Here is a 12,534-nt window from a genome sequence, read left to right as displayed (position 1 = left end):
CATTTCTATTAGAAATCAAAGTTATCAGGATCTGGACCAACGCGATGATTTTGATTTAACGCATCGATTTTTTCCATATCTTCTTTCGTTAATTCAAAGTTAAATACATCAGCGTTTGCAATAATACGGTGTTCTTTCGTTGATTTCGGAATTGTGATTACTCCATTTTGAAGATCCCAACGTAAAATAACTTGAGCTGTTGTTTTACCGTGTTTCTCAGCAATCTTTTGTAATGTTTCGTTATCTAATAATTGACCTTGCATAAGTGGTGACCATGCTTCCATTTGAATACCTTGTTCTTTACAGAAAGCTTGTAATTCTTTTTGTGTTAAACGAGGATGGTATTCTACTTGGTTGATCATCGGCTTAATTTCTGCATCTTTTATTACATCTTGCAGATGGTGAATTTGGAAATTACTTACGCCAATTGCACGTACACGCTTTTCTTTATAAAGTGTTTCTAACGCTCTCCATGTATCTTTATATTTCCCTTCTACAGGCCAGTGAACAAGATATAAATCTAAATAATCTAGCTTTAATTTTTTTAAGCTCTCTTCGTATGCAGCAATCGTTTCTTCATATCCTTGATCTGCGTTCCATACTTTTGAAGTAATAAATAATTCTTCTCTTGAAATACCAGTTGTTTCAATACCGGCACGAATCCCCTCACCTACAGCTGCTTCATTTCCGTAAATTGCAGCTGTATCAATGCTGCGGTATCCTGCTTTAATTGCTGATTTAATCGCTTCTACAAGTTCTGGTCCTTCTTCTACTTTAAATACACCTAAACCAAACCAAGGCATTTCCACACCATTACTTAATACTGTTTTACTTTGTAAGTTTTTCATTTTATTTTCTCTCCTTTTATTTTACTTGATCTCTTTTTTCTAATGTCATGCTCCATGCTGTTAAAATAACAGCACCTACTACCATAATGCCGCCTACCCAAGCTGTATGAATTAACCCTAACGAGTTCGTTACAATACCGCCTAAATAAGCACCAAGAGCAATCCCAGCATTAAACGCCGCAATATTAATTGCCGATGCAACATCGACAGCACTCGGTACAAATCGTTCAGCTAACATTACGACATATACTTGTAACCCTGGAACATTCATAAATGCGAATAGCCCCATTAAAATAATTGTGATTAACCCAGCTACCTTAAATGGTGCCGTAAATGTTAAAACAAATAGTATAATCGCTTGAATAAAGAACATGTAGAATAGCGCTCGAATTGGATTATGATTCGATAATTTTCCGCCAATCACATTCCCTATCGCAATGGCGATTCCATACACTAATAAAATGATAGTAACCGTATTTGCTTTAAATCCTGTTACCTCTTGTAATAACGGAGATAAATACGTAAAAGTTACGAATGTTCCCCCATATCCTAATGCAGTAATAATGAAAACTAGTAACAGTCTTCCGTTCGTAATCAGTTTAAATTGATCGCGGAATGATACAGACGCACCTTTTTTCATATTAGATGGAATGAGAATACTATTTGCAATTAAGGCGATAATTCCAATTACTACAATTGCTAAAAATGATGTTCTCCAGCCAAATTGTTGACCAATAAATGTTCCAATTGGTGCACCTGTAATAGTTGCAACTGTTACACCAGTAAACATAATCGCAATCGCGCTAGCCCGTTTATTTTCTGGGACAAGTGCCGCAGCAATTGTTGAACCAATTGACATAAACACACCATGCGAAAGTGCAGAAATAATTCGCGCAATAAGTAATACAGTGAAGCTTGTTGCTACCGCTGCGATTCCGTTACCAATAATGAAAATAATCATAATCCACATTAATAACGTTTTTCGTGACATATTAGCTGTTAATGACGTTAATACTGGAGCCCCAAACGCTACGCCTAACGCATATAAAGAAACTGTTAAACCAGCCGTTGTAACCGACACATGTAAATCTTCCGAAATAGATGGTAATAAACCGACACTAACAAATTCAGTTGTCCCAATCCCGAACGCACTAATTGCTAACGCTAACAACGCAAATATACTTCTTCGATTCGTCTGAACTTCTGAAGACGATGCTGTATATGAATTCAATTGAGTTCCCCCTCTTCCTTATAATTCCTATCATAATAGTGCGATAAAAAGGCCCTTTTATCTTCTAAAAAACATATTTAATCTCTACAAACGCTATTATGAATGGTTTCATTCTTTTTTTAAAGAACGCACTTTAAAGTACTATAGGTACTTTTTAGTACCGTAAAGCTTGTCTCTCTCTTACATGTACTATTATGAAATATATTCAATACAATGAATAGTACGTACTTTAAAGTGCTGTAGGTACTAAAAAGTAACATAGTTAGTTACCAGTACCGTAAAGCTTGTTTCTCTCTTACATGTGCTATTATGAATGATAATCACCCTAATAAAAAGTACGTACTTTAAAGTACTATAGGTACTAAAAAGTAACATTTATATAACCTAGCTTATTTTGCTCAAAAATTGAAATCTACATTCCATGAAAAAGACTTTCAAATGAAGAAATACACTTTCCCGTAGAAGCAACTTTAGAGAATATTCCTTAAACATATAAAGGATCATGTTCATTACCACAGACAAATAATAAAAAGGCAAAAACGAACAGAAATGTGTTCATTTTTGCCTTTTTTATTTAATGATTAAAATGTACGACTTTTGGAAAGGAAATCTGCATTAGCTCCTGTTACACCACTTTGTCCCCAGTTCCCTGGAATCATTTCACGAATAAGAATTAGCACTTTATCCAAAGGTGCATGAGTATATTTAGATGTTACTTGTGTAAGTTCGTTTACCCACTTATCCTTTGTCTCTTGATCAAATGTATTCCATATATCAACCTTAATAATAGCCATTCCATTAACGTTACGACCTAGTGTATCGTAAGACTCTTTTGTCTCCCAATCGGACACCCTACTTTTCACAGCAAAGGTAGCATCACATGCTACAGCCCCAGCTTTCCCCCAGTTTTCTTTCTCAAGTTCCGTTATCAACACTTGAATTTTGTCAGGGACAATTTTTAATAGTTTTATTGTAAGTTCCGTTACACTATAAATAAATTCCTTCTTTTCTTCTGTTGACATGGTTGGCCAAGTATTTAGCTCGATTAATGGCATAGTATTGCCCCCTAAATTTAATTATCTATTGACTAGTTACAACTATTGGTTCAAATGATTTTTAACTGCTCTTACTACCAATTCGTGATCTTCTTCTGGTGGTAATCCTGAAACTGTTATCATTCCAATAACCCCTACGTTTTTTATCCTGATAGGAAAGCATCCACCAAACGCAGCATATTCCGAAGTATCTAAAAGATATTTTTCATTATATGAAATTCCAGTTATTTCACTTTGTATCTGCATATAATACGAGCTACGATCATGCAGGGAAACGACTCGTTTTTTACGCTCAATCCATTTCGTATTTTCCGCATTTGTCCCTGTCATCTTGAAATGAAATAATTGCACACCATTTTTCGTTATATCAACAGCAATCAATTTCCCCTCTCGCTTTGCTGTTTCAACGATAAATAAACCTAGTTGCAAGGCATCTTCATTTGTAAAAGAGGAAAATTGAAGCGTTTCCTCCTCTTTTAAAATTTGTTTACTTATTTCATTCAAATTTGAAGTGCTCATATTTTTAACCTCCATAATTGTTTTATGCCACACCGACATTTTTTCGAAATTATTAGGCCATATAGTACAACCCTTCAATCAATCTGATTCCAAATAAACTACTGTAACATCGTTGGTAACTAGTAGTACCGTAAAGCTTGTTTTCTTCTTACTGGTGCTATTATGAATGATATTCAAAGTTATAAAAAGTACGCACTTTAAAGTGCTATAGGTACTTTAAAGTACTATTCTACTTATCCCTATCTTACAGAGACTATTATGAAATATATTTAACATCTTAAAAATGTATGTACTAAAGAATAATATTTTTAATCACTAACTTTTTTGCTCAATGGTTGTAATTCATCAGATACAGAAATAGACATACAAAAACGCCATCCTTTCCTATAATTTTAAAGAAAGAATAGCGTATTCTTTTCAAAAATGAGTTCTTTTATTGAGAAACTTTGATTCTATATCATACATAAAAGGGCAACCAGTGCTAAAACAGCTGGAAGTCCTTGTTTCACAATAATTGATTTATTAGATGTGAAACCTCCGAAAATAGCTGCTACCACCACACAAATTACGAAAAATAATTGGACCATATAACCAATTGGATTGAGTCCAAGTACAAGTCCCCAAATGAGACCAGCCGCTAAAAATCCATTATATAAACCTTGGTTTGCAAACATAATGGCTACGTTTCGATCTCCTTCTAAATGCTTCGGTAATTTGAAAGCACGTTTCGCTACTTTTGAATTAATAAAAAACATTTCAAGGATCATGATAAACAAATGTTCTAATGCTACGATCCCGACTAAAATAGCTGCGATTATTTCCACACTATTCTGCCCCCTACACTCTCTATTCTTTAATATTCTCTACATTTTTTTGCATCTGTAATAGAACATGAATAAGTATTTTGCGTTCTTCTCCACTGATATTTACGAACATTTCCTTCATAAAATGTTCCTTTTCTTTCTTGTCAAAATATTAATTGATATATCAATTATTGATATATCAATTAATATACATCTCTTTTATTTTTGCAAGTTTTTTGCTCAATTGGTTTTATTTTGTTCTAGCAACTTTAAACCAATTCAAAACATCAGTTCGCATTTCTAGAAATCATAATTACTTTAAGTTCATTCTGACAATCATATTTAACTAAATATATAAAAGAATTGAGTTATATCTCCATCAATTTATAAAAATTAATTTTTTTCTAAAACAGATACTTTACGTTTTTTATAGTAATAAAAATCATTTTTTTGTTTCAGAGGCAATCCATTTTGTTAGCCTGATGTGCATAAGATAGCACCCATATGGAGAACCAATTATCTTTCAAGAAAACGGCTTGAAATCTGGATTTGGTACAAGAGTTGCCTACTTCCGTGATCCAGATGGTACTAATTTAGAGCTAATTGCTCCAAAAGGGCCATTTAGACGTGAATAATAAATTAATACCGAAACAGCCACCTTATCTGAAAGGTGGCTGTTTGTTAATAGATTGAATAAAAAGGACAAACTCTCCAACTTGAGAAGTTTGTCCAAAAATAGATATTTCATATTCCACTACTTTGACACTAAAACCAACAGTAGTGAATTAGAATAATGACTTAATACTTGCTAAGACAGTAAGTACACCTACAATAATAACAAATACGTTGCTCATTTTCCCTTTGTATTTAGCTAGTACTGGCACTTTTTGAATCGCATACATCGGTAATAGACATAAGATAGCAGCAACTAAAGGACCGCTTAGAGAATCAATAAGTCCAAGAATACTTGGATTTGTATAAGCAACAAACCAGCATGATAATACAACAAAAGTAAGAATTATTGTCTTAATTGTTTTTTCTTCAATATCTTTTCCACGTGATTTACCAAACTTAATAATCATGTCACGCATTACTTCAAATGCTCCTATATAATGGCCAAGGAAAGACTTTGTAATAGCCACAAAAGCAATAATTGGAGCTGCAATAGTGATTACAGGCGAATTAAGCTCATTAGCAAGATATGAAAGAATTGATAAGTTTTGTTCTTTTGCCATTTTTATATCATCTGGAGTCAAGCTCAATGCGCTACTCCAAACGAAGAACATAACAACAGCGAATGTCATGATATAACAAACCTTTTGTATTTGCGCACATTTAGCATCAGTGGCTTCGATTCCATACGTAGCTCTCTGTTTCACAACAAATGATGAAATCATAGGTGAATGATTAAATGAGAATACGATGATTGGTAGAATCATCAATATCGTCCCAAAATAGCCTGTTCCTGTTGAAGCAGTTGAAACAGCTGAAAAACTAAGCATTGACGTATTCCACTGTGGAATTAAAGATATTGCGATAAACAGTAGAGAAACTATGAAAGGATACACTAACATACTCATTACCTTTACAGTAATATCTTGACCAAAATTCAGTATAGCGATAAGACCAAGAACTAATACAAGTGATAAAATAGCTCTTGGAGGTTCTGGCATGTGCAATTGATGCACAATAAAACTACTTGCAGTGTTTGTAAGCGCAACCGAATACATTAGTACGATTGTATAAATTGAACCGAAATATACGATGTTAAAAATGATACTCGCTTTATTTCCGAAATACTCTCTAATTGTACCTGTGATCCCCTCATCAGCAGAATTAGAAGCGTATATCATTTTAGCAAGTGCCCTATGTGAGTAGTACATAACTGGATATGCAAGCAATGTAATTAGTAGTAAAGATAATAAACCACCTGAACCTGCATTAATCGGTAAAAAGAGCACCCCTGCTCCAATTGCAGTTCCAAATAGACTGAGTGCCCATGTAGTATCCTGCTTATGCCACTTTTTCGGATCTGCATATTGCTCATTTTTTAGTGCGGTATTTTCAGCTTGAACTTCTATTTTCTTTGCAGTATTCCCGTTCATATAATAACTCCCCCTTGTATCTATTCCTGCATCTCTCTTTGCACCTAACAAATATTCCCTTTTCGGAAAATGAATTCCTTACAAGTTGCCCCACATTGTATGTCCTTCATCATAATGAATCCAAATTGAAACATTCGCTAATTAGCGTCCTAATATAATTGTTAGCGTTCACAAAAAAGTTTACTCGTAATATCCGCTCTTTATATAAAGAACCCTTAAGAGAACAATATAGAATAGATTTCATAAATACGTTGCAACATTTCTAATAACAGTGTATTACTTTAATGGTTTCTCTTTTTTACTTTTAACAGTAATTTTAGCTAAACCGGCCTCTCTTCATTTGCGAGGCATTTCTTTCTCAATTCTATACATTACTTTCATAACTTCGGTAGCACTGATGATATTGCTCACACAAGCCACTGAAGCACATTACATACATTTCGCCTCTAATCACACACCTTTCTTACTAATAATCGCATTTTTTATATTTTCTCCAGAGATAATAAAATTTCTCTCGACGCCCTCATTATAACGTGTATATTTATAAAATTAATATTTTTATATTTTCAGAAATATTAAAGAGGAATAATTTTATATGGATAATATTTTACAGTTAGCATGTAGCCATTGTTTTTATCGCTTAAAGCTGAATTAGTTAGTAAAAAATACAATAATACATTGTTTTTCTAGGTGACTTATTATAAAAATACTTATATCCCCTTTTATCAAAAATTTTATTTTAAACATAAAAGATATTCTAATAAATAATTAATGTAGGTAAAAGAAAAAATCCCAAAATACAAAAACCAAATTTTAGGATATATATTATTAATATTGAATTCATATACAATTTAAAAAGCTACAATGAGCAAAAAACAAAAAAGCTGCCCCATATGGACAGCTCATTTACATAATTATCGTTATCAGGAATACACAAACAAATCACTTCAATATCATCTTAATTGTAGTTTGTTCGGCTCTTCTTCAGGGATATCTCTATGTTTGTAATGAATCGTTTTTACATCATTTCCTTTTATGCGAAAAGTAATTGTGTCCCATAAGGCGGATTGTGTGCACCCTCAAAAGTTTAAATTTTAAAATCCCTCATTAACTAGCTCTTTTATCGAGTTTAATTTTGAAGAAAGCTCGATAAACCATTCTTCATCCCCTGTTAATAATGCAAGATCTATAAGATAAAGGATTTGTTCCTTATTTATTACCTTTGATTCAGGGAGTTTGTTAACGTGTTTACTAAAGAGTAAAATCGCTTCGTTTATTGTGTACTGGCCGTCACGTTTCACAATACTAACTGTAACTATATCCTCTACATCATCAAGTGATACAATATAACCAACTATTAATTCACCTTCATTTGATATTCCACGAACCCAATCTCCTACTTTTAAAACATGATTATTATTTGACATCATACCGTTTCACCTTCCTATAAATATTTTTTGTGACGATAAAAAAGATATAAAAACAAATTATACTGTAATATTTTTCATTACATTTAAGTGTTAAGAACTCACGGCTATATAATAATTAAGCCGCTTAACGCTCTTGATTGATAAGGTCAACAACTTCTTTCATTGTATAATTCTTTAAGTATTCACCTAGATGCTCTTCAGCACCTAAGAAAATAGCGAAAAGAACTTTTCGCATATTCGAACCTACAACACACTGATTGTTTGATTCTGGACACTTCGGCTGCAAAGCACCTTCAGAGGTTATCTGATAAATATGCCAAAGATTAATTTCATCTAAATCGCGAGCGAAAATAAAACCGCCACCAGTCCCCTCTTTCGATTGTATAAACTTATGTTTTTTTAACAAACTTAGTACTTTGCGAATGCGTACTGGATGAACACCTGCACTTTCTGAAATAGCATTACTTGTTGACATCCGGTCTGGCTGTAAAGCTAAATAAGTTAAACTGTGTATGGCCAAGGTAAAGTCGCTGTTCATGATTTTCCTCCTACGATTAAAAATATTGTTTCTCATATATTAACATACTGTAGCCATAAATATTACAGATTGGTTAGAACGTTAAAACATGTGGATGCTTCTTGCCATAAAAAATTAATTCCCTTATATTCTATCCCGTCCCACCTATATCTGATAACTTCATTTAGCTTTTTAAGTTAAAAAGAAAATTAAACACTCCACTGTTTCTTCACTTGTTCTTCTGCCAACTGTTCAATTTTTGTCCAAATCGTATCTTTACTCACAATAACATTTGTTTGATAATTTCTATTATTATAATTAACTGTAACACATACTTCAATCATCTTCTGCTTCCTCCTTTCAAGAAAATTTCTTATTTATATTTAATACCTGAAAATTTTGAATTTAGTTATAATCTCTAGCATATAACTTCATTTTTTAAATAATTAAGTTTAAAAACCCCACTGTTTCTTCACTTGTTCTTCTGCCAACTGTTCAATTTTTGTCCAAATCGTATCTTTGTTCACAATGACATTTGTTTGATAGTTTCTATCTTTATAATTAACTGTAACGCATACTTCTATCACCTTCAGTTTCCTCCTTTCAAAAAATTTCTCTTTCATACTATTACTTATTAATTAGCCAACTTTTGCAGTTCAATGTTTAAAAATGTTCGGACACTACGTGGTAAAAATTTGCGAATTTCTTCTTCGTTAAAACCAATTTGCAATCTTTTTTCGTCCAGCATAATCGGGCGACGCAACATTAGTGGATGCTCAATTATTAATGTATAAAATTCATTTAGCGAGAGCTCATCAATATTTATATTTAAGTCCTGAAAAGTTTTGGATCTAGTTGAAATAATTTCAGTAGCCCCCTCTTCAGTTAAACGAAGAATCGATTTAAGCTCATCAACTGTCATAGAATTTGATACGATGTTTTTTTCAATATAATCAATTTGATGCTCTTCAAGCCATGCTTTGGCTTTTCGGCATGAAGCACAGCTTGCTGTTGTATATAGAATTACCATATTTAACTCACTCCTTTAATGTTATTAAACGTACATTTTAAATATCGCTTATTGAAATGTATTAAAAAAAATTACAGTTTAGAATCAAATTCACATAATGTTAATTATTCAGCAATGTTTCATTTATCTCTATTATTCATGCTACATTTTACAGACGTTAACAACTCACTTTTAAAAATCTTACTGTAATTTTAAACTTTACAGTTCAATTAATCAACTGTTAAGTCTTGGATTAATTTTAATAACACAACAAATTATTCTCATGTAAAATTCCCCATAGCATGATGGCTCCTTCAAAGCACATTTCACGCATTTCTTGCTTACAAGTGCTATTATGGATTATATTCATCCTAATAAAAAGTACGTACTTTAAAGTGTTATAGGTACTAAAAAGTAACATATGCATTTTTAAGTGCCGTTCTGCTTATTTCTCTCTTACATCGGTTATTATGACCGATATTTAGCACAATAAATAGTACGCACTTTAAAGTGTTATAGGTACTAAAAAGAAATAATTTTAGTATTGCAACGGATGTAGGCTCACAACTGTAATCTAAATTCATCAAAGGAGTTTTTTTATGAAGACATACAATATTCCTGTAGAAGCGACTTTAGAAGTTATTGGCGGAAAGTGGAAAGTTGTTATCCTTTGTCATTTAAAAAAAGGAACAAAAAGAACGAGTGAATTAAAACGTTTAATGCCTGGTATTACGCAAAAAATGTTAACGCAACAATTACGGGAACTAGAAGAAGATGGTGTAATCCAAAGGAAAGTATATGACCAAGTACCACCAAAAGTAGAGTATTCTTTAACGGATTACGGTTCGTCTTTAGGAGCTATACTCGATTCCCTCTGTTCCTGGGGAGAAGTTCATCTTGAAAAAACCGGGAACACATCCATGCTGATTACAGCAGATGAATCATAACTGTAGAAGACATAAAATAGGTTGAGACAATGCTTGCCTCAACCTATTTTATGTCTCTTTATAATTTTTTTGCCGTAATGACTGTTTCAAACTCAAAGGTTTCCGGTAGATGATCTGCATAAGAATATTCAAAAGTTCGTCCATCCGTTAAGTAAGCTACTTGCTCAACTCGCATTAGGAAATCCTGATTTGTTAAGTTCATAAACTGCTTTTCCCTATCATCTGGGCGAATCCCTTTAACCCTGACAACAGATGTCCCTACTTCAAGACCAAGTTTATTTTGAATATGTGAGTATATCGACTCCTCTAAAACAGAAGCTTCAACACCTGGGATAACCGAAATTGGCATCCATGTATGCTCCATAATCGTCGGAATGCTGTGAATGATGCGGAGGCGAATGATTTTATAGACGAAATCACCAATTGAAACTCCCAATTTCTCAGCAACTACTTCATCAGCACCTACAATCGCAAACTCGATAATTTTACTTTCTACCTCACTACCGTAAACAGCTTTCGTACCTGTTAAAGTTTGAATCATTCGTGCCTTTTCCTGCTGATGCCAATCTTGTACCACTGTTCCACTTCCGCGCCGACGGATAATGTAGCCCTCTCTTACTAATAGATCCAGCGCTTTTTTAATCGTAAGTGCTGAAACATCGAATCCTTCAGCAAGGACGGAGCTACTCGGAATTTTTTCGTTGATTTTATATTCACCGTCTAAAATTTGCTGTTTAATCTTTTGATAAATGCCGAGGTATTTTACTTGTGTTGATCCGCTTGCCATTTCCATACCTCCTTTATACTGCAAACTCTCTTCTATTCATTCAAATGTAAAGCCTCAAGTTTGTAAACTGAAGGTGATGGGGCAGCAAATCCGTTTTCCAAGATTTCAATATTCGTTACTGCTTCTTCATCTTTCACAAGTTTTGGTGCACCATTTACAATTGTGTCATACGCTGCATCATAGAAACGACCGTAATCACCAAGCGGCGTTTTAATTTGTTTTTCAATCCAGTCACCATTTGCATTACGATACTTAGCAATTCCATAATACATCGGCGAATCTTCACCAAATCCTGCACTCTCAGGCATAATACCCGCTTTCAAATCATTTTCCTGCTGATCTTCACCGTATTTAATAAAAGAGCCATTTGTTCCATGAACGATAAAGCGTGGATAATCTTTTGCTACGATATGGTTCGTTTTCAGCTTAATCTTCAACTGATTTCCATAATGTAGACCAACATCGAAATAGTTATCAACCGCACCTTCCACTTCATTATTACGAATATCGTATGTCACTGTATTTGGACGGCCGAATAGTGAAATCATGCGGTCCATCGTATGAATACCTAAACTGTAAAATGAACCTTCTTCTTTTGGAGCTTCATGAGTGATTGAACCAGGACGGAAATAATCAATATGTGATTCAATCTCAATAATATCACCAAGGAATCCTTGTTCAACTACTTGCTTTACAGCTAAAAAATCACCATCAAAACGACGGTTTTGATAAGGCATAACGACTACACCTTTCTCTCGTCCTAAAGCTAATAATTCTTTCGCATGTTCTACTGTATCGCAAAATGGTTTTTCAACGATAACTGATTTTCCGGCTAGTATAGCTTTTTTTGCTAATTCATAATGCGTATGTGCTGGCGTACAGATCGTCACGACTTGAATTTCTTTGTCATTCAACAATTCGTCCAAATCAGTAGTGAAGTAAACACCTCTTTCCTCATATGGAGCCGCTAATTCTTCATTTATTTGACGTACAAAAATCGTTTTTACTTTTATATTATTACGTGTCTTTAGATAAGGTAGGTGATAACGGTTAGCTGATTTTCCAAATCCAATAAAGCCCATTGTTAATGTCATGTTCTTCAACTTCCTTGCTCATAAATTTTCGTTTCTACATTTATTATATATTTTTTCTTTAAAAGTATATAGTTTTAATTTTAAAATTATATACTAAAAAGTCGAGATAGAAATCATTTTCTGATTCCCATCTCGACTTTACGTTATAGACTTATATCCTATCATCATTTTATTTATACTCAATGACTT

Annotated in this window: 13 protein-coding genes and 3 pseudogenes; 2 read left to right on the top strand and 14 right to left on the bottom strand. The window is 33.3% G+C overall.

What is annotated here, in order from left to right; all coding sequences use genetic code 11:
* Positions 1-8: 8 nt before the first annotated feature.
* The 5 genes from IQ781_RS26400 to IQ781_RS26380 all read right to left on the bottom strand — a co-directional run bounded on the left by IQ781_RS26400 (position 9) and on the right by IQ781_RS26380 (position 4,477).
* Positions 9-848 carry an aldo/keto reductase gene (locus IQ781_RS26400; RefSeq protein ID WP_144640255.1) on the bottom strand — a complete coding sequence of 280 codons (840 nt, stop codon included), beginning with the start codon at positions 846-848 and terminating at the stop codon, positions 9-11.
* 16 nt (positions 849-864) lie between these two features.
* A complete protein-coding gene (locus IQ781_RS26395) occupies positions 865-2,079 on the bottom strand; it encodes an MFS transporter (RefSeq protein WP_001089891.1) in 1,215 nt (404 codons plus the stop codon).
* A gap of 581 nt (positions 2,080-2,660) precedes the next feature.
* Complete coding sequence (locus tag IQ781_RS26390) at positions 2,661-3,134, bottom strand: tautomerase family protein (protein WP_100650621.1); 474 nt, start codon at positions 3,132-3,134, stop codon at positions 2,661-2,663.
* 42 nt (positions 3,135-3,176) lie between these two features.
* Positions 3,177-3,692: a heme-degrading domain-containing protein gene (locus tag IQ781_RS26385; RefSeq protein ID WP_002195678.1), complete on the bottom strand. Its 516-nt coding sequence runs from the start codon at positions 3,690-3,692 to the stop codon at positions 3,177-3,179.
* 413 nt (positions 3,693-4,105) lie between these two features.
* Positions 4,106-4,477 (bottom strand): DUF1304 domain-containing protein, encoded by a 372-nt coding sequence (locus IQ781_RS26380; protein WP_000402483.1) that lies wholly within the window; start codon positions 4,475-4,477, stop codon positions 4,106-4,108.
* Between the two features lie 479 nt (positions 4,478-4,956).
* On the opposite strand from IQ781_RS26380, the pseudogene IQ781_RS26375 reads away from it, so the two are divergent.
* Positions 4,957-5,091: pseudogene (locus IQ781_RS26375) on the top strand (VOC family protein); the annotation flags it as partial.
* Positions 5,092-5,241: 150 nt separating this feature from the next.
* Here the strand turns inward: IQ781_RS26375 and IQ781_RS26370 are convergent.
* From IQ781_RS26370 to spxA, 7 genes and pseudogenes are all read right to left on the bottom strand, one after another.
* The gene (locus IQ781_RS26370) at positions 5,242-6,561 is read right to left on the bottom strand and encodes an aromatic amino acid transport family protein (protein WP_001014168.1); all 1,320 of its coding nucleotides are present in this window, start codon (positions 6,559-6,561) and stop codon (positions 5,242-5,244) included.
* Between the two features lie 953 nt (positions 6,562-7,514).
* Positions 7,515-7,648: pseudogene (locus IQ781_RS26365) on the bottom strand (DUF3888 domain-containing protein); the annotation flags it as partial.
* A 7-nt stretch (positions 7,649-7,655) separates the two neighbouring features.
* A complete protein-coding gene (locus IQ781_RS26360; protein ID WP_000987462.1) occupies positions 7,656-7,991 on the bottom strand; it encodes an IDEAL domain-containing protein in 336 nt (111 codons plus the stop codon).
* A gap of 124 nt (positions 7,992-8,115) precedes the next feature.
* On the bottom strand, positions 8,116-8,529 hold the full coding sequence (gene saiR / locus IQ781_RS26355) for an Rrf2-family transcriptional regulator SaiR (RefSeq protein ID WP_001083465.1): 414 nt from the start codon (positions 8,527-8,529) through the stop codon (positions 8,116-8,118).
* A gap of 188 nt (positions 8,530-8,717) precedes the next feature.
* Complete coding sequence (locus tag IQ781_RS26350; protein WP_000573538.1) at positions 8,718-8,852, bottom strand: BA3454 family stress response protein; 135 nt, start codon at positions 8,850-8,852, stop codon at positions 8,718-8,720.
* Between the two features lie 108 nt (positions 8,853-8,960).
* A complete protein-coding gene (locus IQ781_RS26345; protein WP_000573515.1) occupies positions 8,961-9,095 on the bottom strand; it encodes a BA3454 family stress response protein in 135 nt (44 codons plus the stop codon).
* 47 nt (positions 9,096-9,142) lie between these two features.
* Complete coding sequence (spxA, locus tag IQ781_RS26340; protein ID WP_000236189.1) at positions 9,143-9,538, bottom strand: transcriptional regulator SpxA; 396 nt, start codon at positions 9,536-9,538, stop codon at positions 9,143-9,145.
* 578 nt (positions 9,539-10,116) lie between these two features.
* Here spxA and IQ781_RS26335 point away from each other — a divergent pair.
* A complete protein-coding gene (locus tag IQ781_RS26335) occupies positions 10,117-10,464 on the top strand; it encodes a winged helix-turn-helix transcriptional regulator (RefSeq protein ID WP_000860832.1) in 348 nt (115 codons plus the stop codon).
* A gap of 48 nt (positions 10,465-10,512) precedes the next feature.
* Here the strand turns inward: IQ781_RS26335 and IQ781_RS26330 are convergent.
* Together IQ781_RS26330 and IQ781_RS26325 are read right to left on the bottom strand one after the other, a co-directional pair.
* Positions 10,513-11,251: pseudogene (locus IQ781_RS26330) on the bottom strand (GntR family transcriptional regulator).
* A gap of 32 nt (positions 11,252-11,283) precedes the next feature.
* Positions 11,284-12,345, bottom strand: a complete 1,062-nt coding sequence (locus IQ781_RS26325) for an oxidoreductase (protein ID WP_065212050.1) — start codon at positions 12,343-12,345, stop codon at positions 11,284-11,286.
* Positions 12,346-12,534 lie beyond the last annotated feature (189 nt).

It is taken from the genome of Bacillus sp. N447-1 (genome assembly GCF_022701035.1).
Classification (GTDB): Bacteria; Bacillota; Bacilli; order Bacillales; family Bacillaceae_G; genus Bacillus_A; species Bacillus_A cereus.
The sequence above is the reverse complement of the archived record's forward strand: the minus strand, read 5'-3'. Positions and strand labels throughout refer to the sequence as shown.

Coding starts and splice junctions, on each gene's coding strand:
- IQ781_RS26360 (WP_000987462.1), bottom strand. CDS start 7,991: ATGATGTCAAATAATAATCATGTTTTAAAAGTAGGAGATTGGGTTCGT.
- IQ781_RS26350 (WP_000573538.1), bottom strand. CDS start 8,852: ATGATTGAAGTATGTGTTACAGTTAATTATAATAATAGAAATTATCAA.
- IQ781_RS26385 (WP_002195678.1), bottom strand. CDS start 3,692: ATGTCGGTGTGGCATAAAACAATTATGGAGGTTAAAAATATGAGCACT.
- IQ781_RS26370 (WP_001014168.1), bottom strand. CDS start 6,561: ATGAACGGGAATACTGCAAAGAAAATAGAAGTTCAAGCTGAAAATACC.
- IQ781_RS26400 (WP_144640255.1), bottom strand. CDS start 848: ATGAAAAACTTACAAAGTAAAACAGTATTAAGTAATGGTGTGGAAATG.
- IQ781_RS26390 (WP_100650621.1), bottom strand. CDS start 3,134: ATGCCATTAATCGAGCTAAATACTTGGCCAACCATGTCAACAGAAGAA.
- saiR (WP_001083465.1), bottom strand. CDS start 8,529: ATGAACAGCGACTTTACCTTGGCCATACACAGTTTAACTTATTTAGCT.
- IQ781_RS26335 (WP_000860832.1), top strand. CDS start 10,117: ATGAAGACATACAATATTCCTGTAGAAGCGACTTTAGAAGTTATTGGC.
- spxA (WP_000236189.1), bottom strand. CDS start 9,538: ATGGTAATTCTATATACAACAGCAAGCTGTGCTTCATGCCGAAAAGCC.
- IQ781_RS26325 (WP_065212050.1), bottom strand. CDS start 12,345: ATGACATTAACAATGGGCTTTATTGGATTTGGAAAATCAGCTAACCGT.